16 protein-coding genes are annotated in these 23,693 nt (G+C 43.5%); 7 read left to right on the forward strand and 9 right to left on the reverse strand.

The annotated features are described in order from the left end of the window. Positions 1 to 173: 173 nt before the first annotated feature. Positions 174 to 530 carry a nucleotide excision repair endonuclease gene (locus BK120_RS05495; RefSeq protein WP_076266468.1) on the reverse strand — a complete coding sequence of 119 codons (357 nt, stop codon included), beginning with the start codon at positions 528 to 530 and terminating at the stop codon, positions 174 to 176. A gap of 229 nt (positions 531 to 759) precedes the next feature. Between BK120_RS05495 and BK120_RS05500 the strand changes: the two genes are divergently transcribed. Together BK120_RS05500 and BK120_RS05505 are read left to right on the forward strand one after the other, a co-directional pair. Then, positions 760 to 1,443: a response regulator transcription factor gene (locus tag BK120_RS05500; protein ID WP_256710805.1), complete on the forward strand. Its 684-nt coding sequence runs from the start codon at positions 760 to 762 to the stop codon at positions 1,441 to 1,443. Positions 1,444 to 1,450: 7 nt separating this feature from the next. Beyond that, on the forward strand, positions 1,451 to 3,112 hold the full coding sequence (locus BK120_RS05505; RefSeq protein WP_076266640.1) for a sensor histidine kinase: 1,662 nt from the start codon (positions 1,451 to 1,453) through the stop codon (positions 3,110 to 3,112). 124 nt (positions 3,113 to 3,236) lie between these two features. On the opposite strand, the gene BK120_RS05510 is transcribed toward BK120_RS05505, so the two are convergent. The 4 genes from BK120_RS05510 to BK120_RS05525 all read right to left on the reverse strand — a co-directional run bounded on the left by BK120_RS05510 (position 3,237) and on the right by BK120_RS05525 (position 8,988). Next, complete coding sequence (locus BK120_RS05510) at positions 3,237 to 5,051, reverse strand: ABC transporter ATP-binding protein/permease (RefSeq protein ID WP_076266470.1); 1,815 nt, start codon at positions 5,049 to 5,051, stop codon at positions 3,237 to 3,239. Next, a complete protein-coding gene (locus BK120_RS05515) occupies positions 5,048 to 7,000 on the reverse strand; it encodes an ABC transporter ATP-binding protein/permease (protein WP_076266471.1) in 1,953 nt (650 codons plus the stop codon). Before BK120_RS05515 ends, BK120_RS05510 begins: the two co-directional genes overlap by 4 nt. A gap of 429 nt (positions 7,001 to 7,429) precedes the next feature. Next, a complete protein-coding gene (locus BK120_RS05520; RefSeq protein WP_076266472.1) occupies positions 7,430 to 8,185 on the reverse strand; it encodes an SDR family NAD(P)-dependent oxidoreductase in 756 nt (251 codons plus the stop codon). Between the two features lie 59 nt (positions 8,186 to 8,244). Continuing rightward, positions 8,245 to 8,988, reverse strand: a complete 744-nt coding sequence (locus tag BK120_RS05525; protein WP_076266473.1) for an SDR family NAD(P)-dependent oxidoreductase — start codon at positions 8,986 to 8,988, stop codon at positions 8,245 to 8,247. A 198-nt stretch (positions 8,989 to 9,186) separates the two neighbouring features. Between BK120_RS05525 and BK120_RS05530 the strand changes: the two genes are divergently transcribed. Beyond that, entirely contained in the window at positions 9,187 to 10,107 is a 921-nt protein-coding gene (locus BK120_RS05530; protein ID WP_076266474.1) for a LysR family transcriptional regulator, read from the forward strand. Here the strand turns inward: BK120_RS05530 and BK120_RS05535 are convergent. The 3 genes from BK120_RS05535 to BK120_RS05545 all read right to left on the reverse strand — a co-directional run bounded on the left by BK120_RS05535 (position 10,091) and on the right by BK120_RS05545 (position 13,660). After that, positions 10,091 to 11,413: a D-arabinono-1,4-lactone oxidase gene (locus tag BK120_RS05535; protein WP_076266475.1), complete on the reverse strand. Its 1,323-nt coding sequence runs from the start codon at positions 11,411 to 11,413 to the stop codon at positions 10,091 to 10,093. The genes BK120_RS05530 and BK120_RS05535 overlap by 17 nt on opposite strands. After that, entirely contained in the window at positions 11,401 to 12,555 is a 1,155-nt protein-coding gene (locus BK120_RS05540) for an amino acid deaminase/aldolase (RefSeq protein ID WP_256710806.1), read from the reverse strand. The genes BK120_RS05535 and BK120_RS05540 overlap by 13 nt, the downstream gene beginning before the upstream one ends. A 247-nt stretch (positions 12,556 to 12,802) precedes the next feature. Then, entirely contained in the window at positions 12,803 to 13,660 is an 858-nt protein-coding gene (locus BK120_RS05545) for a class II fructose-bisphosphate aldolase (RefSeq protein WP_054025684.1), read from the reverse strand. Positions 13,661 to 14,070: 410 nt separating this feature from the next. Between BK120_RS05545 and BK120_RS05550 the strand changes: the two genes are divergently transcribed. Beyond that, positions 14,071 to 18,927: an S-layer homology domain-containing protein gene (locus tag BK120_RS05550; protein WP_076266476.1), complete on the forward strand. Its 4,857-nt coding sequence runs from the start codon at positions 14,071 to 14,073 to the stop codon at positions 18,925 to 18,927. Between the two features lie 309 nt (positions 18,928 to 19,236). Beyond that, on the forward strand, positions 19,237 to 20,283 hold the full coding sequence (locus BK120_RS05555) for a bifunctional transcriptional activator/DNA repair enzyme AdaA (protein ID WP_076266477.1): 1,047 nt from the start codon (positions 19,237 to 19,239) through the stop codon (positions 20,281 to 20,283). Between the two features lie 109 nt (positions 20,284 to 20,392). Here BK120_RS05555 and BK120_RS05560 read toward each other — a convergent pair whose 3' ends face one another. Continuing rightward, positions 20,393 to 20,692: a hypothetical protein gene (locus tag BK120_RS05560; protein WP_076266478.1), complete on the reverse strand. Its 300-nt coding sequence runs from the start codon at positions 20,690 to 20,692 to the stop codon at positions 20,393 to 20,395. 163 nt (positions 20,693 to 20,855) lie between these two features. Between BK120_RS05560 and BK120_RS05565 the strand changes: the two genes are divergently transcribed. Both BK120_RS05565 and BK120_RS05570 read left to right on the forward strand, forming a co-directional pair. Then, the gene (locus BK120_RS05565) at positions 20,856 to 21,467 is read left to right on the forward strand and encodes a hypothetical protein (protein WP_076266479.1); all 612 of its coding nucleotides are present in this window, start codon (positions 20,856 to 20,858) and stop codon (positions 21,465 to 21,467) included. Between the two features lie 372 nt (positions 21,468 to 21,839). Then, complete coding sequence (locus tag BK120_RS05570; protein ID WP_144376692.1) at positions 21,840 to 23,486, forward strand: glycoside hydrolase family 19 protein; 1,647 nt, start codon at positions 21,840 to 21,842, stop codon at positions 23,484 to 23,486. Positions 23,487 to 23,693 lie beyond the last annotated feature (207 nt).

Here is a 23,693-nt window from a genome sequence, read left to right on the forward strand (position 1 = left end):
TTCATGAAGACAAATCATCTTCTAAAACAATCTTTAATTTAATTATCTTTAATTTAAGATAAATATAACAGGTTTACTTTTCGATGTCAACAAGCCGCCATCTCACCCTAAACAAAAAAACAATAAGCCTCGTCCTAATGACTGCGCTCATTGCTTTGTGTTTGTCGATCTATTTATTTAAAGAACACTTTTTCTACATTGTATTTCGCTCTAAATTTGTTTATAAGGTATGTTTCGTAAATCTCGCGATCAACCGAATCCTCATTAACATAAACCTCTATTTTAGTAACCTCATTGCGATGATTTTTCATGACGGATACGGAATCCTCAAAATGTTTTTTGATACGGGGTCTTAGCTTCCGGGCCTTGCCGACAAACAACAGCTCGTCCTTATCGTTGTAAAACATAAAGAAACCGCCATGCTCCCTTGTAATCAGGTGAAAATCAGTAAAGCCATAAATATTGCTCAGCTGTGGATTAACCTGCTTGGTTATGGTTACGTCCGGCGCCGGAATCGTTATGTTGATCATAATGGTTCACTTCCTTCTTAGCGTATAGGTCTATATACTATCATAAAACGACAAATGAAAACCATTAGCAATGCAAATTAGGGGCGAATGAGCCGGTATATAGAGCAGCATTGCGTTTACAGGATCATTTCCTCCATAATGGTGGTAATTAGTGAGCTCCAAACCATAAGAATCATAATGCCCCTATGACAGTGGAATGACATGGGCTAAAGAGGAGATTGGATCCAACATGGTGAAACAGCCCTTAATACTCATCGTTGAGGATGAGCCTCGCATGCGGGAGCTTGTTGCAGATTATTTGGAAGAAGAGGGCTACCGCATCATACAAGCAGCAAATGGCTATGAAGCGTTAGAGCATGCTCGCCATACGCCGCCTGATCTCGTTGTGCTTGATATTATGATGCCAGGGATAGATGGTTTTGAAGTATGCAAGCAGCTTCGCAGTCACTCCCACACTATAATAATTATGCTAACGGCTAGGTCGGAGGAAGAAGATAAGTTATATGGCTACGAATTGGGTGCAGACGATTATGTAACTAAGCCATTTAGCCCCAAAGTATTGATTGCGAAAATTAAAGCCTTATTAAGCCGATGGCATGTTCATGATGGGGCCGCAGAGCTGAAGAAGCATCAAGATTTGGAAATTAATGAGCAAGCCCATGAAGTTTATCTTTACGGCAAGCTTATCGAATTGTCTCCAAAGGAATATGAACTGCTGCTGTTCTTCTACCAGCATCCAAATATCGTATTAACAAGAGATACTCTTCTTGATCGCTTATGGGGGATCGATTATTTCGGCGATGCCCGCACAGTCGATACGCAAATTAAACGTCTACGCAAAAAACTAGGAGACAAGTCTGATTACATCCAAACCGTGCGCAACAATGGTTATAAATTTCAAAACAAAACATGAGGTATTTATGAAGAGAGAGCGATTGGATTTCAAAATATTTTGGGTGACCTTGGTCGCTTTGATGTTATTTATCATCTTATGGATGGTGCTCCAGACTAAATTTTTTGGAACTTTTTATATCGAGCAGAAGTCGAATGAGCTATCTCAGCAGATGGAGAGCATTTATCATAAGTATGCATCCGGTGTTTACGATCTAAACGTCAAGCCAGAAGAGGTCGTCAGCTTCGAACAACGCTTTTACGGTGTAACAGCCACGTTGTACAAGCAAGGAAATAAAATCGACGTATATGCTGGGGGCTACAAAGCCATTCCTGCTATACCTGTGACGCCTTCCATCATCCTTAATCATGATTACGATATATCGATTCAACTCGATCCCGAGCCTTACGTCCAGCCTCCGCTGGATGATAAGAACATTAGAAGCCAACCCCTCGTACCTGCAACTTATGTTAATCCCTACAGTAATCGGCTGTCAGACGCCATGAGCATTTGGCTGCAAAATAACGACCGATTCAGCACACTATCCCAAACAGGACATGTGAGCGTGACGAAAATATCATCCTTTAATGCTGATAACGAAAACATGCTACTTGCCGCAGTGAAGCTGCCGAACACAGTAAACAATAGGGGTGGAGATGCGTATTTGATTGCACTGGCAACACTCCAGCCCGTCGGCGATGCTGTTCAAGTCATGAGCCGATTTTATATGTATTTTTACGCGCTTGCTGCCATCCCTATTTTACTTTTTGCTTATTTCCTTTCACGCACCATTACATTGCCGCTGATGCAGCTGAACAAAGTAGCAAAGCGTCTGGCCAAGCTCGATTTCACAGCATTCGTACGTATGAACCGGAAGGATGAAATCGGCCAGCTCGCGGGAACGATGAATAGCCTTGCCCGTAATCTGCAGCAAACGATGGCAGAATTACAGGAAGCAAACTTGAAATTGCTTGATGATATTGAGAAAGAAAAGCAGCTAGAACGCATGCGCAGGCAATTCGTAGCTAGCGTATCACATGAATTAAAAACACCGGTCAGTCTAATCCAAGGTTATGCTGAAGCGCTCCAAGACAATGTAGCAAACGGACTGAAACGCGATAAATATACGGCCGTGATTATCGAGGAATCGGAGCGGATGGCCCGTCTGGTCGCCGATTTGCTGGATCTCTCCCAACTAGAGAGCGGCCGATTTGCACTGCAATGGTCAACGGTCCCGCTTTATGAAACGGTCCAATCGGTACTAACGAAGATCGCTCCACTCTTGCATGAGAAATCCATTCGTCCCCAGCTGATTGGACTAGATGCTGAAGAACTATGGGTGCGATCAGATCGGCAGCGGCTGGAGCAAGTGCTGATCAACCTGCTTGGCAACGCTATACGCCATACCCCCGTTCAAGGAAATCTTGAAATACGTATAAAGACCGAACAGTCATCCGTACGGGTAGCGCTTAAAAATGAGGGCATGCCTATTCCCGAAGAGGATCTGCCTTATATTTGGGACACTTTCTATAGAGCCGACCACTCAGGCAGCCGTGAGCTTGGAGGAACCGGCATCGGCTTGTCCATCGTAAAAGCGATTTTACAGCGACATGAAAGTGAGTATGGCGTGTTTAATGAAGCGGATGGTGTAACGTTTTATTTAACCCTTCCTCTTCTAGAACATAATTAACTAAGGCCAATTAGCTGAAAATATAAAAAAACAGTCTAAACCCCTATCATTCAGGAGTATAGACTGTTTTCGTTTGCGACACGATATTGCCTTTTAACATCACTAAGTATTACTTCGTAATCCTTTATTTCCGAAGAGCATCCGCCGGCTCAGCAGCAATTAGTTTCCGACTAACAATCGTACTCATTAAAAGAATAATGATAAATGTTGAAATGACAGTAATCGCAATTTGCAGGGCTTGTATGATCATTCCGCCCCCTAGCAAAAGACTATATACATAACTGATGACGAAGAACATCCCGATACTGAGAATCGTTGATGTACTAGCTAAAAGGATGTTTTCAGCAGCTAATATCCCTCTGATCCATCCTTTGTTGTAGCCGAGAGCTGCTAAAATTCCGATCTCACGGTATCTAGCATTTGTTTGTTTAGCAAGCAGTACAATGCTAATAAAAAGTGCGATGGATAAAATAAGAATGGACACAGCAAGAAAAAGCTTCTTTACGCTGTTAAAGGTTTTCTCCAGAGCAGCGACTTGCTCCACAGCCGTTTTGGTCGTTATGTTTTGTTTTTCCAAATCCTCTGTTACCGGCACAATATCCGAAAAGCTTGTTACATCATAAGAAACTGAGAATGGCCTCTCTCCTCTCTCATGCCCATACAGTGATTGCTCCACATCGGCGCTGATGAAAAAGTCATCATAACCTGCGTTATAGATACCGCTGATTGTGAGAGGGAAACTGTCTCCGTTATATTTTAGCGTTATTTTTTGGCCAATGAGCTCACGGATATTATCGGTAAGTTTTCTCCCTACACTTGGCGTAATTGAAATCTCGTTCTCCCCATATCTCGGCATGATGCCATATGACATATTTTCAGTGGCTCTTGGCATGGGTATTTTCTCTTTAAAGCTAACGCTCCCTGCACTTAGGGTAAGTGCTATGTCCTTGAGCACGTATTGATAATAGACATTTTCAATTCTTTGATCCTGGATTAATAGTTTAAATGGATCTTGTTTCTCATTTAACGCAATATATCCGTTATTGAACGCGGTGTTTTTGTCTTTAAAATCAGTAATAGTCTGACTCATGATGTTGCTGGATGATAGTGATACAACAAACAGCGCAATTCCTATTGCAATAACCAAGCTAACTGCCATATAACGAAATAGTCGCACTCTAAAATTTTTAACAGCACGCTTCCAAATGGAAACCTTGGCACGGTTACTCGTATGCTTTGCTTTGATTCGCTTTTGGACTATCGTTTGTTCTGCTGATATTGTTTGAGATGAAACAACCTGTATCTTCCCATTTTGGATAGACAAAACTTCATCAGCCCACGAACATATCTTTTTATCATGGGTAATGACAACGACCAACCGATCCCTTGCCACTTCCTTCAAGATATCCATGATTTGATTAGCTAACTCACGATCAAGTGCTCCAGTTGGCTCATCTGCGAATAATATTTGCGGATCATTCACGAGAGCTCTCGCAATCGCAACGCGCTGCTTTTGCCCCCCTGATAGGTTTTCCACTTTTTCTTCTGCCTTCGTTTCGATGCCCAACTCTTTGATTAATGCAAATAACTTATCACGGTTTTCTTGCGCTGATTTCCCATTCAACTCAGCTGCGAGTAAAATATTTTCCATAACAGTATAACCGCTTATTAAATTGTAACTTTGAAAAATAAACCCGATATGGTTTTGTCGGAATTGGCAAAGCTCTGCTGGAGTCAATTCTGTAATTTTCTCATCGCATACCGTAATGTTTCCTTTGTAATTCATATCAAACCCTGCAAGCAGGTTCAATAATGTACTTTTCCCACTGCCTGATGCGCCAAGAATACAGGTAATCCCTGTATCCCGAAACGTATAGCCTAGATGGTTTAAAATCGTTTGGTCACCATATTTTTTTGTTACCTCTTCTAAAATAATCATGATCTGTCACCTGACTTCAACGATTTGAATGTATTTACAGTCCCAATCACCATCGTTGTTATCAAGCTGCAAAACCAAGCAATGAGGATTATCAGGCCCGCTTCTATAGCATATGATTTGGCTTCCAAAACACCTGGCGAGCCAGTAATTGAATTCATAGCCATGTTGATGAGTGGAGAGGCCAACACAAATAACACAAATACCGCTAAGCTAACAAACAAGTATTCCACGAACGTAATTTTTGTTAGATCGCTATTCCTATAGCCGTTTATTTTGAAAATCGCATATTCTCTTTTACGCATAGCTGCAGTCATGAACGAAATGGCAAGCGAAACGATTAGAGACAGAATGCTAATGACAATGACAGCTGAGCCTGATTGTTCTTTCGCCTGAGCATTTAATCGAACCATATCTTCGACCAGTTCAAATCTGCCATTCGGCACAATTCCCATCGCCAGCAGCTCGTCTTTCAATGAAATCATGTCTTCAGCGCTATTTGCTCTCATCGAGAAATTAGACGTTTTGGATTTCATGTTCGCCTGTTCACGCATTTCCACAACTGATGATTTACTGAAAAAGAATGAGTCGTTTACTGGAAACTCCTTAATCTCACCATTAATCTCTACCACAGCTGTTGTATCCGCTACACCAACAATTTTGATAGTTGTACCAACTGGCATTTCAACTGGTTCTCCGGAATCCCAATTAAATAACGTCCCGCGGAGGTCAATCGTTTTGCCGATGAGATCATTATTGGAAACGCCTAAAACATCTGCCAAGCTGTTTGAGACAACCACTTCATTATGATCACCCGAGGGCATTTTACCAGCTATTAGCTTTTTGAATACAGGAACATTGTTTGAGCCCTCAATCTTGTGCTCCTTGCCATCTAAGACTACCGTAATATTATTCACTGCCTGAGCAAATACCACGTGCTTCACACGTTCATCATTTAAGTATTTTTCATAAAGGCCTGCAATGTCCTGATCCACATCGACATTCGGCTTTTGCTCTTGATCAGATTCACTTGAACTGCCTGCGCTTATAAATTTAGACGCAATTTCAATATCAAAAAGGCCCTCGCCAATCGCAGCGTACAACTCATCAAAGCTGTTTTGACTCGTGTTCTGTATACGGCCTGATGTATTCATGAATAGAAAGCTTGTCGATACCAATATGGCAATAACCAACACCGCGTATCTGCTTATTTTACTCTTTATATTGGTCATTGAGATTGACATGGTCCGCTTCACAGATAATGCAGGTTTTGCTGTCATTGGAGATGGTTTTGGCTTAGCTTGTTCAACTTTGGTTTCCGACACGAGCTCGCCTTTATCAAACTCAAAAACACTGCTGTTATCGTCAAGCATCGAGCTATCATGCGTGACGATAATGACAGTACGCGTTTTGGCGATTTGCTTCAATATATTAATAATTACACTGGCTGATTTCGGGTCAAGCGCAGCTGTGGGCTCATCCGCAATAAGGACCTCCGGATTTTTCATAAGCTCTCTTGCTATAGCCACCCGCTGCTTTTGACCGCCAGATAGATTTCTGACCTTCTGCTTTGCGAGCTCATTAATTTTAAGCTGCTTCATAAGCTGGGTTATTCGTTCACCTGAAATGGTATCGTTTAAGTAAAGAGGCATTTTAATGTTATCCAATACCGATAAATCATCGATCAAATTAAATTCCTGCCATACGATCCCGATTTTTTTATTGTGATACTCACTCTTATCCTTTTGGCTCAGCGTTTTTAAACTTTGCTTTTTGTAATAAGCCTCCCCTTTAAAATCCTGGTCCAAACCAGCTAATATTTTGAGGAGGGTTGTTTTCCCGCTTCCTGATGCACCTACGATAAAATTAAGCCCACCCTTGATTTCCAGAGATATATTTTTAAGTGCATATTCCTGGCCAAATAATCTGGATACATTATGAATTTCATACATGTTTATTTCTCCTATCTTTCCTTTATTATTGATGGCAGTTTCTATACTATAAAGGATCAATGTGTCATTCAGGTGGCGGTACGGCAATAAAAAGAGCGTCAGAAGATAACCTATGTTTCACCATAGGTTATCTTCTGACGCTCAACTGTTTATAACGACTTATTACAACATGTTCTGGCGTAGCGCGCTTTCCGACAGAAGCCTCTGCTCCTCCAACGCTGAAGAATGGGGTTTCCGCTGAACCTGGAGAGTCATCCACCTTTACTTAGGTGGTCATATTCAAAGTGAAGTGATGGCGAAAACATTATAGTATCCAATTTAACTCAGACGTTCTTTCAACACGCTAGTTGATTAATATAATTCCTTTCTCTATTTAAGGCGAGACAAAAAGTAAGGGCACCCGCGCTTGGGTGCCCTTACTTTTTTTATTTATCTCGCAGTTGCCCCGCCATCGAGAATGAATTCTGCACCCGTTGAGAAGGATGATTCATCGGATGCCAGGAAAACAACTAAATTCGCGACTTCCTCTACCGTACCAAAGCGTCCTAATGGCGCCACAATTTTGGCCAATTCAGACTCAGGTATCTTAGCTGTGTTAACAGCGTAGGCTCCCATCGCCGTATTAATGTAGGCCGGATGAATCGAATTGACGCGGACATTAGCCGGAGCGTACTCAACGGCAGCATCCTTGGTCATAATTCGTACAGCGCCCTTGCTGGCACCATATGCAATATGACCTGCAGCCCCTTTTAGACCTGCAACGGAGGAGGCATTGATGACCGACCCGCCGCCTTTCTTCGCCATAAGCGGCATAACATGCTTCATCCCAAGAAACACGCTGGTGACATTGATGCTCATCATGCGATTAAACTCGTCCAATGTCGTTTCTGCGAGAGGCTTGATGAAATAGATTCCTGCATTATTAAATAAAATATCAATTTGTCCATATGTGGATAAAGATGCGTCAACAACCTGAGTCCAGCTATCCTCATGACTAACATCATGGTGTAAAGCTAGCGCTTCACCGCCGGACTGTTGAATCTCGTCTGCTGTTTTTTTAACATTTTCAAAATTGATATCCGTTACGACAACTTTGGCTCCCTCTTTAGCAAACCGAAGTGCTGTTGTTTTTCCTATACCTGTACCTGCGCCTGTAATAACAGCAATTTTGCCTTGTAATCTCATCGTTGATCCTTCCTTTCGGATTTGTCTTCCTTACGAGATCCTAGTTATCGAAATGCGAATTATACCGCTGTGTAGCCGCCATCAACAAGCAGGCTGGCACCTGTTATAAAAGAAGCATCATCGCTGGCAAGGAACAACACGGCTTTACCGACTTCTTCAGGTTTGCCAAGGCGTTTCATCGGATGCAAATCGATAAGATGCTGCGTAATCGCTTCATTCCGCCCTGCGATGAGCGGTGTATCAATGTATCCTGGGCATATTGCATTGACTCGAATGCCTTTAGTTGCATAGTCCGCACTCAGCGACTGTGTCAAAAGCTTAACGCCGCCTTTCGCAGAAGCATACGCAGTAACATTTGCTTTGCCAACGTGGCTATGGATGGAGCCGCAATTTACGATGGAACCGCCTGTGCCTTGTTCAATCATTTGCTTGATTGCATATTTATCACAGAGAAATACACCTGTTAGATTGATATCAATGGTTCTATTCCAGGCATCTAAGCTTAATAGATCAGCAGGCCCGTCCTTAGCTATACCTGCGTTTGCAAACAGAACATCCAGCTTGCCATATTTGCTCACTGTCTGGGATACCATATGAATGACGTCGTCCTCGTTGGACACGTCCGTTTTTACAAACAAGGTATCAAAGCCTTCTGTATTCAACTGATCGGAAACGCCCTGCCCATGATCAGAAAAATCCGCAATGACCACTTTCGCCCCTTCTTCGGCAAATAATCGGACGGTTACTTCGCCAATACCGCTTGCACCGCCAGTAACAATAACAACTTTATCTTGGAATCTCATGTTATCAACACTCCTTCTTATGATTCGAGCCCAAAAACGGTCTCGATTACGTTGTCCATAATCCGCCAATTTCACTCTTACTTTATAAGTACGAGTAGCTGTACCTTGATTTCATCTTATCACTGTTATAAGTTAAGATAAATTTAAACAAATTGAATTATACTTAAGAAAAACTAAAACAAGGGAGATAGGTCATTCATGAATATCGAAAAGCTGGAGTATCTTGTTGAAGTTGTAAAAACGGGGTCGATCTCGGCTGCCGCTCAAAATCTTCATGTGACCGTATCGGCTATTAGCCAGGCGATTTCAAGCCTAGAATCGGAATGGGGGGTTGTCATCCTAAAACGATCTCGTTCAGGAGCAGTACCAACAGCCGAAGGAATTGTAATTATAAAAAAGGTGTATGAAGTTCTTAACAAGTACAAAGAGCTAGTCGAGACCACACAGGGCTATTCTAATTCTGTACAAGGCCATTTGCGATTCGCCACCATTCCCGGCCATGCTTTTCTGATTGAGAATGCCGTCATGGATTTTAAAAAGGATTATCCGCAAATACGAATGGAAATTTTCGAGAAGGGCTCTCAGGAAATTATCGACGACATTCTGCATAATCGAGCTGACTTGGGTTTTATTATATTGTTTGAGAATCGCCTTGTTGAAAATATCGGACTGTCCATTGAACGCTTGATGAGTGTAAAGATGGTTGCTGCAGTAAGCACACAGTCTCCATTGGCGCTTAACAAAACGATTACGCCAGAGGAAATTATGCAGCAAACGATCGTCTTGTATAATGATGATTATGTGAAATGGTTTATGGATGACTTTCAAGCCAAATATGGCACGGTGGATATTTTGTTTACGACAAACAACCCGAATTCGATTGGCAGGGCACTCCTAAATCATCATGCCGTAACCATCGGCCTTGATTACTCTTTTGTGAGTGATTTGTCCATTATTCGGGATCAATCGGTCATTTTGGAGCTCGATTTAACTGGCCAAGGTGCTGTTTATTTAGGCCTTATTCAGCCTGAAGGACATCACTCTACTCCGATTTCAAAGAGCTTTATTACCCGGCTTAAACATGATCTAGCGGATGTAAAAGCTAATTTTGAGTCGTAAACAACTCCCGCAAATAAGGACTCATGAACAAATCATGAGGGTCCATTTGCTTTCTTATTTCAGCAAATTCCTGCCACATCGGATAGCGCTTAATTAAATTGGCAGCTTTGAGCGTATGCATTTTCCCCCAGTGGGGTCTGCCTTCATACCGAAGAAAGATTTGCTCCATCACTTCAAAATAACGTTTGTACGGCATACCTTTATACATATGGACTGCTATATAGGCAGAATCGCGGCCATACGCAGGACTAAGCCAGATTTCATCAGCCGCCACGTAACGGCACTCAATAGGGAAATGAACATGGAATCGCTCACGTTCCATTGCCTCTCGCATTTCACGAATGACCGACGTCATGGCTTCTTTCGGCAAGCTGTATTCCATTTCATAAAAACGGACGGTTCTTTCTGTCGCAAATATGCGGTGGCTATAGTTCGCTTTCGTCGCAACGGGTACACTTGATGCACTTAACCTGCTTATGGCAGCACTTGCAGTGGGGATCATCTTACAAAGCCCTGATAGTAAGCCAAACAATGTGTTTTCAATTAGCTTTTCATTTACATATTCAATCCATTTGTTCGTAGGTATGGGCGCATCCGTCTCATTCATCAGTTTGACCTGACAAGTCTCCGCATATGGAAACCAAAAAAACTCAAAATGCCGGTTATCCTCTACAAGATTCGGCAATTGCGTCAAGCAGTCCGTCAAAGCCATACGTTTGCTCTCATAGGAAAGTACATAAGAGCTCCTTAAACGGAGCTTTACCTGAACGATAATGCCTAATGTGCCTAATGAAACCTGTAATGCTCGAAATACAGCCGGATGTGACTGCAGCGTATATTCCATCACTTCTCCTAAGCCATTTACGACCGTTATGCCAATCACCTGTGTAGCTATACTTCCTAAGCGCAGCCCTGATCCGTGAGTTCCTGTACTAATCGCACCTGCAATCGACTGAACATCTATATCGCCTAGATTTTCCTGCGCCAGTCCTTCCTCATGCAACAGCTCGCCTAACCGCTTCAGCTTCGTTCCTGCCCAGACGACAGCCGTCTGCTCGTCAGCATTTACGCTCACCACTCCTTGCAGCTCGTCAAGCGATACAAGCACCTGATCAGAAGCAGCAACCGCCGTAAAAGAGTGCGCTGACCCTACAACGCGCAAATATTTGCCTTTCTTCAAACTCTCATGACGAACGATTGCCACTACTTCATCTATCGTCTTCGGATGCCGAATAAGCTCAGGAGCGGCAGTGACTGACCCCGACCAATTTGTCCAGCTATTCCGATTCGCTGTCATAGGAAACATTCCCCTTCTCCGCGGTAGGTTAAGTACTCGTCAACGATGCCTTCCCCAGTTATCGCATACAGCTTTGGAAACCGTTCGCATAATTCCCCAGCCTTCGCATGCCGGAAAAAGATTGGATCTCCTAACTCGAGAGCCAAACCGCTCGGACAACGAAGCGGCGTCTGCACCTCACCGGCGCCTTCTAACGAAATCAACGTTAAGCCTTCCGGCAAATGCGGCTGCGGCGCTTTTTCCGCGCTAACAGCACCTGAAGCGGTGTAACCCCCGCCCAAGCAGGTTACCATATCTAATCTAGGCTTCCGCACGATTTCCACCGCATATCCGGCAGCAGGAAAATACTGAAAATCAGCATAATGATCGAACAGCGTAGGACAATAAAAACCGGAGCCTACGGTGATTTCCGTTACTCCCTGCTCCAGCTTAGAGCTGCTTATACTCCCAGTGCCTCCAGCGTTTACAAAGCGCAGTTCCGCGCCTAACGCGTGAATACCTTGCAGCACTTCCTCACGCCTTTCAGCTACTTCTCGAATTGAACGCCGCTTCAGCTGGCGGATGAATGAATTTTTTAACCACTGTCCCGAAACCCGGTCCCCTACCCCAGCAATTTGCGCCTCGTAGCCCATTACACCGTCCAGCCTTACCCATTTGGATTGCATAATCCTCTCGACAATCGGCTTAGCCAGTGGCCATGAGGTTACCGGTGATCTCCATATGCCAAAATGCAGTCCTGGATAGTTTGCAGACATATCGATATCCAGACAAACGGCTGCCTGTACGCCAGTGGCTGCTGCAAGCCGCTCGATATGCTCCACATGCTGAATGGAATCAACCATAAATACAACCGTTCGGCCACTAGCTGCAGCTTCTAACAGAATTGATATTTCGCCCGGCTCCCAAACGGGATAACCAAGCAGCAAATCATCAAAGCCATGCTTCAGCAGAAAAGCCGCCTCTCTTGCCGTATAACACATAACGCCTTGATACACTTTGTCTGAATGAAGAATACGTCGAAGAACCTCCACAGACCTTATTGATTTACTTGCGACTCGAATTTTTTTGTCACCCGCCGCAGCCGCAATGGCTCTGCTATTCGCATCCAATAAATCAAGATTTACATAAGCAAAAGGCTTCGCTGTCTGCACAAAAATCCTTTTATATTGCTCATAGTAAGGGAGCTCGATAGGCCATTCTCCATTCTGTTTATGCATGTTTATTTTTACATTATATTCCTCGTTTCTAATTGAAATCCTTTTTATTTGCTGGCGCTTAGCTTGGCGGGAACGTGAGCAGCCTTGCGTTTGCCGCAAATCAGATAACAAAAAAAGAGCTGCCCTTCTCCCGCCAGCGGCGTTTGAAAGACAGCTCTTTTTTGTATATTCGAAAATGATCTTACGCTTTGTTGGATGAACCAAACTCACGCATTTTGCCCATAACTGTTTGTTTGATTCCTTCGCGACCTGGAGCAAGGAATTTACGCGGATCGAAAGCTTCGGAATCTGCGCTCAACACTTCACGAACGATTTTTGTGAATGTGATTTGGTTTTCTGTATTTACGTTGATTTTCGCTGTTCCTAGCGAAATTGATCTTTTGATGTGCTCAGTTGGGATACCTGTGCCGCCATGCAATACTAGTGGCAATTTGATTGTTTGGCAAATTTCTTCCATTTCTTTGAAGCCTAGGTTTGGTTCACCTTTGTAAGGACCGTGAACGGAACCAAGTGCAGGAGCAAGGCAGTCAATACCAGTACGTTGTACTAGCTCGAAGCACTCCTTAGGATCTGCATAAATAACGCCTTCAGCTATTACATCGTCTTCTTGTCCGCCAACTGTACCTAGCTCAGCTTCAACAGAAACGCCGCGCTCGTGCGCGTATGCAACAACCTCTTGAGTCGTTTTTACGTTTTCTTCAAATGGTGAGTGTGAAGCATCGATCATAACGGATGTAAATCCAGCATCGATCGCAGCTTTACATTTTTCAAAGCTGGAACCGTGATCCAAGTGGATCGCAACAGGAACTGTAATTTTCATTTCTTCAATTAGTGATTTCACGATTGCAGTTACAACTGTGAAACCTCCCATGTAACGAGCTGCGCCTTCAGAAACGCCAAGGATAACCGGGGATTGCTCTTCTTGAGCAGCGCCTAGAATGGCTTGTGTCCACTCCAAGTTGTTGATGTTGTATTGACCAACTGCATAGCCTTCTTTTAACGCTTTGTTCAACATTTCTTTCATCGATACCAATGCCATATTAAAATCCTCCTTAGAGTTTAACTAACTATTTTTAATCATGTAAATGCCTGATTATATTGTGACAATTATCACTAATGCATAGTCAGGACCATTAACATTCTGAATACCCGATACTTCTTTATCAATCACCCAACTATTGTACATCTTTATCCTTTAATAAATCAACTTATTTTGCCCCTAAATAACGAACACTTCCCAGCTGCAATCGCTTACACATAGGTTTTTCATCATTTTTTTCTCGAAAATAATAAAGTGAAGCAATAAAGTAATTTTATTCATGATTTACAAGTGCTGATCAACATATCAAGGGATGTTTAGAGTTTGTCCAGAATCGAATGGTACAATTAGGAAAGTTCTAATTAGCATATTTTTTTACAAATTGTTGACAACAACCAGGAGGAAAAATCATGCATGTTGATCATCTACACAAAGATTCATTTTTTAGAAGGATTTTATTAGTTGTTACTTCCTTTATTTTGGTATTTGCGGCTGCACCAATAACGCCTGTGCTGGCGGATTCCGAGCCTGACTCGCTTCCAATCTATGTGGGTTGGCAAAAGTTTACTCATACTGGTCCTACTGCAGTTGTATCTAATGATGCGACCAGAGTGTTGAGCTTCCCGGTTAACCCGGGCCGAAATAACAACGCAACAACAGCAGACGGAAGATTAAGAGTAGTGCCGGTAACGAATGATTCGAGCGGAATTGTCGTTCGAACAAATAAGATTAAGCTTGACGGCGGTTTTAGCACTTATTTTGTCATGCATTTGAATGGGAGCACTTCGTTAAATAATTTAAACTTTCCGGGACCCGCTGATGGTCTAACTTTTATTATTCAGGATAATCCGACTCCTGTTCTAGGCGGGGTAGGCGAAGGCGTAGGTTATGCCGGTATTCCAAACTCCGTAGGAGTAGAGTTCGATACGTGGAAAAACATCGGACCTCATAAGGGAATTCAATACAATGACCCCAACACCCCTTTTAATCGCTTAAATCAATATCATCCGGTAACGAATCCAAACGGCCCTACTGCCGATCATGTCGCTATTGTAATGAATGGCAACAACCATCATCAACAGGGCAGCGGCGATGTTATTGATAATTTGCAAGGCGCTAATTTCCGTTTGTACGATTACGGCGCAAGCAATGCTTACGTTCATGTTTGGGTTGATTATGACGAGAATGGCAATCTTACCACTACCTATGGTTTAAGTAATAATCGAACGAATGCGGATAACAGATCACTGACTCGCAATGTCGGCAAATCCCTTATGAACAAAGAGGTATATGTAGGCTTTGGCGCAAGTACAGGGGGAGCCAACTCCCATCATGATATTCTGGCATGGTATTTCAAAAACTCCTACGTTGAAGGAGGACTAAAATCCGACGGAAATTACAAGCAAGGACCAAGTGCAGTTACAATCAATAAAGTATTCTCCACAGGTGTTGGAGCACAGACGGGTATTGATATCAAGGTCAACGGCATTAGCAAAAGTGATAACTTGCCTAATGAACAGGTTGATATCTATGTTAACAATCAATTAGTAGACGGCGAGTACAGTACAAATAGTGAAGGCGTGCTTGTTTATACCTTTGATGATTCGAGTCATCTGCAGGCCGGTACTAACAATATTACCGTAGTCACCCGTAACGGAGGCACTTCTGCGAGCAGCTCAGCGATTATGACTGAGGCGCCTGTAGCAGATAACATCGTATTGTCCTATACGGCTAAAGGTAATGTGATGATTACTGGCGTTCCGAATGGAGTAGCCGTAACCCTATACGACGACAATCATGAAGTCATTGCAACCTCGTCAATTGCAACGAACGGAACGGCCCACTTGACATTGACCGACGAAGGCAAGGATATACTAGCTGGCGCCAGCCAGATTGATATTTCATATGCAAAAAGTGGTGAAGTAGCCAGCAACGTAACAGCAGTATCTCCTATTTTACGGAGCAGTGCGCCTGAAAAAGAGAATATCACTACGAATGTACCCAAAAACACAGTAACCGTTAAAGACGTCCCACCGGGCTCGACTGTTAAAGTGTATGGTGACGATGACGAGCTCATCGGTACAGCGACTAACAACGGCGATGAAGAAACAGAAGTGGTAGTCACTATTGATCCGCCAACCAAGCTTCAAGAAGGTGACATCATTGAGGTTACAATTACAGAAGAAGACGGCAAGCCAGAAAGCGAACGAGTAACAAGCATAGCGAAGCTGGAGAGCGACCCGTTGGACGAGAAAAAAATCACAACAAACGCAACGAACAATACGGTAACGATTAAAGACGTACCGCCAGGTACAACCATCAACGTTTATGACAAGAACGGCGAGGTTATTGGAACAGCTACTAACACTGGCACGGAAGCAGATATCGTAGTTGAAATTAAAGAACCGCATACGCTTGTGGCAGGAGACAACATTAAAGTTACAGTTACAGAGACAGGCAAGCTCGAAAGCGAGCCAGTGTCTAGCGAAGCGAAGCTGGACAGCGTGCTTGACACAAATAACGTTAAAACGAACGCAACAAACAATACCGTAACCGTCAAGGATGTACCGCCGGGTGCAACCATTCTAGTATACGACGAGAATGGTGATGTTATCGGTAAGGCTACAAATACAGGCACATCAAAAACAGCCGTTGTCGTTACTATTGAACCTACAAACGCGCTTGCTGAAGGCGATATTGTAAAAGTTACGATCACAGAAGACGGTCATCTGGAAAGTAAACCGATATCGAGCGAAGCAAAAACGGAAAGCGCTCCGCTTGAGAGCAACAATGTGGAAACAAACGCAACGAAAAACGCAGTAACCATTAAAGACGTACCACCAGGTGCAACTATCAACGTATATGACAAGAACGGCGATGTTATTGGTACAGTTACAAACACGGATACGTCCATAGCTACCGTTGTAGTTAACATTGAAGCCCCGCATGTACTTGGTGAGGGAGACTTGGTTAAGGTTGCAATTGCAGAAGTTGGAAAGCTGGAAAGCCCATCCACTTCTAGCACAGCAAAAATAGATAGTGGCTCACCGGAAAGTTCAAAGGTTAAAGCAAGTGTATCGAATGGCAGCGTTAAGGTAGTAGAGGTGCCTGCTGGGGCGACCATTATTGTATACGACGAGAATGGTACAGAGTTGAAACGTGCGGTAAATACCGGAGAAGAGACGGGAACCGTGGTCATCGGAGGACTTGACCTTGAGCCTGGAACCAAAATTCAAGTGACATTAACGGAAAAAGACAGATATGAAAGCAAGCCCTTGCTTATAACGGTCGAATTCACGACAGACGAAGCAATTGATGATGCACTGAGGGCTCTGCAGATCGGTTACCAAGCAAACGATACATGGGAGAGTGTTACGCTTCCTGTACTCATTGTAACAACAGGGGCAAATGAAACGATGATCGATTGGGCTTCCAACAAGCCAAGTGCAATTGAAATTTCATTGCCTGAGAATGGATCAATTAAGACACTTGTTCATCGTCATGCAAAGGATGAGAGTGTTATACTCACCGCTTCCGTTTCTAAAAATGGTGTAACGAAAACCCGCACATTCCTGTTAATTGTCAAAGCCGAGAACCTAACAAAGACAACAATCGAGAATTATCGACAAGTCCCTGTTGTTGGCGGCTCAGACAACGAGGTGAGTGAGCCGGTTGGCATTAATCGTGTTATGTTGTCAAACGGAGTAAAAATTGACAAAGCCATTTTTGATCCGGCAGCAGCAGCAAGGTTTATTAATGATCTTAGAACAAAAAACGGAGTATCAACTGTACTTGTTGATGAGGTTGCAGGAGACGAGCCAGGTGAGATTGCTGTCGAAATTCCTGGACAATCTTTAAGACTGTTAAACACAAACCAAAATACGTTGGATATACGTACAGAATATGCAACTATATCCATTGCTGCAAACGTTATTGACCAAATGGCAGATCGTTATCTTGACTTGTTTTTCCGCTTAATTCCAGTAAAAGATGCTGGTCATCAATCGGAATTAAATACCAGCATTGTGAATGAGACAGTTGTCAGAGCAGCAGCTGGAAGCCGAAATGTTGCAGTGATCGGCTCCTCGTTGGAAATTGAAACAAACTATCGCGATTACACAACAACACTGTTCTTACCATTTGCAAAGAACGGAATCACCGTGCCTGCAAGCAACTACGACAGTTTTTTAGATTCGCTGCGAATCTTTGTAGAGCATAGCGATGGAGAAAAAGTAGTAATGAAACCTGCCATTGTGTACAGCGGTGACACTCCAATTGGGCTAGAGATTGAAATTGACAAGTTTAGCATTTTCTCCGTTATTCAGTTAACAGAACGGTCGACAGGTGAAAGCACCGTCATACCCGCTCAGCCTGTGACGGAGCAAGTAAAGAAGACCACCATCGATCCAAAAGCGGGAACCATTGTTCTTGATCTAGTTGATGGCAGCGGTAAGGCGGACATATCAGGCTTTATAGTAAAAATTAGTGGCCAGGCAGTGGAAATAAAAGACGTTAGAATGGATGGCAATCAAGTTATTATTCAGTTGAAGAATCCTATTCCCGTTGGTTATGGAGCAACCGTATCTTATAAGCCGGGCAGCGGCTTCACAGGCACTTTGAAGTCTTTCACTGACCTGAACATTGCAAACCCTGGCCATCATAATGCTTATATTAAAGGCTTCCCTGATGGCACATTCCGCCCGAATAACACGATCACGAGAGCGGAGATGTCGGCTTTACTAGCACGCAACAAAAATTTACCTAATGTTTATGAATACCAAAAGCTCTACCCGGATGTTGCAAAAGGCTTCTGGGCCGCAGCTAACATCGAGCAGCTACAAGATATTGGATTAATGATTGGCGATAAGCAGGGCAACTTCCGGCCAAATGACCGCATAACGAGAGCCGAAATGGCAATGATTGCGGCCAAATGGTTAAATGCTGATCTTAACGGACCATTCACGAACACATTTGAGGACGTATCTGATCAGCATTGGGCTGCAGCAGCTATTGCCGCTGTAAACAAAGCGGGGGTTATGATCGGTTTTGAAGATGGCTCGTTCGGTCTGAAGGAATATGTAACACGTGCGCAAGCAGTTACTATTATGAACCGTTTGCTAGGAAGAGGACCGCTTACAGGCGTGACCACACCATCTTGGCCGGATGCGACTTCTGCTCACTGGGCATTCGAGCATATTGAAGAAGCTTCAAAAGATCACTATTATACGTATCTTTCGGATGGTAAAGAGCTTTTATTTAAGCAATAGCACCATCCTGCCGCTATTGAAGTGGATTCAAGCTCGACAATTTATTCATACTCAAAAGCCAAGAAAATGCTGGGTTATAACTAGCATATTTCTTGGCTTTTCTCTTACTGCGCAATCAACATGAAGGACTGTAAAGCCGTGTCAAAGCCAAGATAAGCGTCATCCGTTGTTGGATTGCATTCTGGTAATCAGATTACGAACGTCATCTGAGTACATGCGAATCAAAAAAATAAATGCCTGATTTTCGGCTACGTTATATTTCTGAAGGCTCTATAATAAGAGCATAATCTAAGATTAGGGCGTGCATACATGGTACCTGCAGAGCGTAACGAAGAATACTACAGGGCATTATTAGAGAAAAGAACGGAGTATGAAGGCGTATTTTATGTAGGCGTCAAAACGACTGGCGTGTTCTGTCGTCCAACTTGCCCGGCACGAAAGCCTAAATTTGAAAACTGCGAATTTTATGAGACGGCACAACAAGCGCTGCTTGCCTCCTATCGGCCATGCCAAAGATGCCGTCCGCTTTCCCACCCAAACCATGTATCGGAGGTTGTTCGCCAGCTTGTTGCTGCCGTTGAGGAAAATCCTGAAAAACGATGGAAGGAACAAGATTTCAAAAACCTTTCGGTTGATGAATCAACGGCGCGCCGTCAGTTCAAGAAGCGATTTGACATGACGTTTGTTGAATATGCTCGCGCCCGCCGCATGGGACTTGCCTTGAAGAACATTAGATCGGGTCAAACGATCATTGATACTCAGCTATCTGCTGGTTATGAATCCAGCAGCGGTTTCAGAGATGCTTTCTCGCGAATTATGGGGGCCGCGCCTACATTAGTAGAGAATAGTAAGGTTCTGAAAGCTTCTTGGATCGATACAAGGCTTGGGCCGATGATTGCGATTGGGGATGAGAGTGCACTTTATCTTCTTGAATTTGTTGATCGGCGAGGGCTAGAGCGCGAAGTAGAAAGGCTTCGTCAACGGACAAAATCCGCCATCATTCCAGGTGTCACGGAACCGATCCAATCGATTGAAAGTGAATTGACCCGTTATTTTGATGGAAAACTGACCGAATTCAAAACCCCTGTCTCGTTGCTTGGATCACCTTTTCAAAAGAGCGTATGGGAGCAATTAATGAAAATTCCGCCGGGCGAAACACGTTCCTATTCAGACATCGCCGCCGCACTCGGTAAACCATCCGCCTATCGTGCTGTCGCTCAGGCCAATGGCGCAAATCAGCTTGCGATTATGATTCCTTGCCATCGAGTCATCAACTCAAATGGTGATTTAGGTGGCTACGGCGGTGGATTAACACGTAAAAACTGGCTATTACATCACGAGAAACAAGGAGAATAATATGATTTTGGAAGAAGTGCGCTGTCCGTGCATAACCAACCGTACATTTAAAAATGAAAGACCGATCCCAGCGTTCTACACGAAGCTGAGATCGGTCTTTCATGACGGATTATCCTATAAGGTTATCCTTTTCTACAACCGTTACTTCAAGACCGCCAAACTTTGTAGCTAGCTTACTATAGATGAAGGCACTTAACATCCCAATCAAGCCATAAACAAAAATTAGTATAACGGGCATTATAATATAAGGAATTCCTGCAATCAGTAAGCCTGGCTTGCCAATAGCGAGTCCAATAATGGCGACTAGAAAGCCTAAAGCAACCATAATGGATAATGGAATAATAGCAAAATATAATGTCGCTTTAAAAGCACTTTTCGGCCCTATTTTTATAATTTCTATTTTTTTCATAATACTTACCCCTCCTTTTAATTTTATTTTTGATATATTTTCCACAATAACATAATGTTACATTATTTTCTTTGTAATTTTTATTAAATTCTCGTAATTTTTCTTAAAGCTGTCCCTCACCAAACACCTCAGCCCGATGAACGCTTTCTCGGATAATGTGGGCGTGACTGGATATGACATCTACCGCGGCGGCAGTTTTCTCAAATCGGTAGCAGCAACCACAGCCAGTGATACTGGCTTGTCCGGATCGACAATCTACAGCTATTACGTAAAAGCAAAGGATGCGGCAGGCAATCAATCGGTTTCGAGCAATACCGTCAGCGCAACTACACAGTCCGGTGGGATAGCAGCTTGTTCCGGCGCATTAACCTCCGCAGCTGCTATTCAAGCTGCGATGATCAATGCGAGCGCTGGTACAATAATCACGATTGCGCCAGGGTCCTACTCAGGTATTCGAGCTGCAAGCGGTGATCCTAGATTGGATGCTAACGGCGTTCCAACTGGTGTTTTCTATTCGGGCGCCAGCGGCACTTCCGGCAGCCGCATCGTTTTGAAGGGTTGTGACCCAGCTAATCCCCCTATATTGCAAGGACCCGCTACCAATGATGGTTCTTACGGCATTCATCTAACAGGCGACTATTGGGAAATTCGCGATATTAAAGTAACAAGAGCACAAAAGGGGATCATAGAAGTTCACCCTATATTAATAGCTTATAAAAAAAATCAGCCTCTTTATCGCTTTAATATGCGACGGTTTGTGACTTGCTCAATTTAGAGCAAGTCTTTTCGTTAATGATTATCAACGAAACTAGGGGGTTATCTGGCAATGGCCTGAGCTTACTTTTTGACTGCTTCTATACGACAGATAGCACAAGGTCTACCCTAGGACCTTGGCTTGGCCTTTCTAACGCTGCACGAGACACCGAATAAATCGATCAAAGCCCCAGTACAATTGCACTGGGGTATTTTTGTATTATTTTACATAAAAATATTAATATCTCATAAATTTATCCCTAAAAATAGTTCGAATGTTGTAACAATCGACACAAACAAACAAAATAATATAGTTATTACCGTCTATATATTAAATATTTGGAAGATTATATACTTGTTGTTGAAATTAACAAAATTGTTTAGGAGGATGTCTATGAAACGCAAACTGATAAGCAGAAAGCTCATCCGCATAAGCGTCATTGTATTATCCACTTTGTTATTATTGGCTCAATTGGAAGCGGTGTCAAAAACCGTGTCCGCCAATGCTGCTCAGCAGCAAGCTGCATTAACGGCCTCACCGTGGGTGTCCACTCAAGTGTATTTAACCGGCGATGAAGTGAGCTACAATAACTACAACTATCGAGCCAAATGGTGGACACAAGGCGATGTACCCGGTGCTGGCGCTCCATCGAGCTCACCATGGCTGCTGCTTGAGCCAGGTACGGGCGGGGGCAACCAAGATCCAACTCCGCCTACAGCTCCAACGAATCTTGCCTCGCCAGGAAAAACCGCTAATTCAGTCACATTAACTTGGAATGCTGCAACAGACAACATTGCTGTAACTGGTTACGATATTTACCGCGGCACTACAAAAGTTGGTTCCACAAACGCCTCCACATTAACTTACACCGATACTGGCTTGCAGCCTGACACTTCGTATATCTACTCTGTATCCTCAAAAGACAGCTCCAGCAACACAACAGCAAGTACGGCCATCACCGTAAAAACCTCTCTTGCCGAACTAAATGTCGGACAAAGCCGCGTTCTAACCGATGAACAAATTACAGCACAATGGGGCGGAATTGACCCTCAATATTCACCAGCAAACGCAGCGGCAGCCGTACAAGCCGCACTGCCAAAAACAGAATATGAAGCACTGTTCCCGATGCGTATTGGTACACCTGCATGGCACACTTTCGCTGCTAGCAAAACGTATTATAAACCTGGTCAAGTCGACTATTATTCTTATGACAACCTAATCGCTGCAGTAACAGACGTTGCAAACATTAAGTACAAGCTTGAATACCGCCAAGGTGCTACATGGAACAACCGTGTATTCCGCTTGAACAAAACAACGAAAACAGAAACACTCATTTCTCAAAATGCAGATTTCAACGCTTCATGGAATTTAACCGTACCGGTCATCTCTAAAACGGTTGATTTTGGCACATTTATTAAAGAAGGTTCCACTGTAAACCGCAAGCGCGAGCTGGCAGCTTTCCTCGCCAATATTGCGCATGAAACAGGCGGAGGCTGGGCGACAGCACCTGGCGGCGAGCTGAGCTGGGGACTATTTTGGAATGAAGAAGTCGCTTATATTAATTCCACAAACACAGGGTACATTCAAAGCCATGCCGAATTCCCTCCAGTTCCAGGCAAGTCGTATCACGGACGTGGACCGATTCAGCTTAGCTGGAACTACAATTACGGACTTATTAGCGGAATTATTTATGGCACTCAGAACACATTGCTCCAACAACCTGAATTAATCGTAAACGACGGCAAGCTAGGCTTTATGACAGCTATCTTATTTTGGATGACTCCTCAACCGCCGAAACCTTCTGCACATGATGTAATGATCGGCAACTGGACACCATCTGCGTCAGACATTGCCAAAGGGTTAACACCTGCTGGGTTTGGTGTAACCATTATGATTATTAACGGCAACTTTGAAGGAAACAAAGACGAGACGGACTACCGAGTCGGTCGCCGTGTTGGTCATTACCGTGACATTACGACAAGAATGGGCATCAGTATAACTGGCGAGAAAATCAATACAATTGGGATGAGCCCGTTCTAAAATTACATTAACTCCTATCAAGTTTAATAGCCATTGATGCAGCTGAAAAGACAGAAACAGCAGCCCCTACATGATAAGGGCTGCTGTTTTAAGTTAAATGCAGGCATCTATCCTGCTTATCCAGTGAAATCCAGGCCACAGCTCTATCGCACTGCCGCACCCATTCACTTAAAGCTGTCTTTTTTCCGTATCCAGCCTGCGCAGAAA

It is taken from the genome of Paenibacillus sp. FSL A5-0031 (assembly GCF_001956295.1).
Taxonomy (GTDB): Bacteria; Bacillota; Bacilli; order Paenibacillales; family Paenibacillaceae; genus Pristimantibacillus.

Bases quoted from the DNA above. Each gene is read 5' to 3' on its own strand.
- BK120_RS05495 (WP_076266468.1), bottom strand. From the start codon at position 530: ATGATCAACATAACGATTCCGGCGCCGGACGTAACCATAACCAAGCAG.
- BK120_RS05500 (WP_256710805.1), top strand. From the start codon at position 760: ATGGTGAAACAGCCCTTAATACTCATCGTTGAGGATGAGCCTCGCATG.
- BK120_RS05505 (WP_076266640.1), top strand. From the start codon at position 1,451: ATGAAGAGAGAGCGATTGGATTTCAAAATATTTTGGGTGACCTTGGTC.
- BK120_RS05510 (WP_076266470.1), bottom strand. From the start codon at position 5,051: ATGATTATTTTAGAAGAGGTAACAAAAAAATATGGTGACCAAACGATT.
- BK120_RS05515 (WP_076266471.1), bottom strand. From the start codon at position 7,000: ATGTATGAAATTCATAATGTATCCAGATTATTTGGCCAGGAATATGCA.
- BK120_RS05520 (WP_076266472.1), bottom strand. From the start codon at position 8,185: ATGAGATTACAAGGCAAAATTGCTGTTATTACAGGCGCAGGTACAGGT.
- BK120_RS05525 (WP_076266473.1), bottom strand. From the start codon at position 8,988: ATGAGATTCCAAGATAAAGTTGTTATTGTTACTGGCGGTGCAAGCGGT.
- BK120_RS05530 (WP_076266474.1), top strand. From the start codon at position 9,187: ATGAATATCGAAAAGCTGGAGTATCTTGTTGAAGTTGTAAAAACGGGG.
- BK120_RS05535 (WP_076266475.1), bottom strand. From the start codon at position 11,413: ATGTTTCCTATGACAGCGAATCGGAATAGCTGGACAAATTGGTCGGGG.
- BK120_RS05545 (WP_054025684.1), bottom strand. From the start codon at position 13,660: ATGGCATTGGTATCGATGAAAGAAATGTTGAACAAAGCGTTAAAAGAA.
- BK120_RS05550 (WP_076266476.1), top strand. From the start codon at position 14,071: ATGCATGTTGATCATCTACACAAAGATTCATTTTTTAGAAGGATTTTA.
- BK120_RS05555 (WP_076266477.1), top strand. From the start codon at position 19,237: ATGGTACCTGCAGAGCGTAACGAAGAATACTACAGGGCATTATTAGAG.
- BK120_RS05560 (WP_076266478.1), bottom strand. From the start codon at position 20,692: ATGAAAAAAATAGAAATTATAAAAATAGGGCCGAAAAGTGCTTTTAAA.
- BK120_RS05570 (WP_144376692.1), top strand. From the start codon at position 21,840: ATGAAACGCAAACTGATAAGCAGAAAGCTCATCCGCATAAGCGTCATT.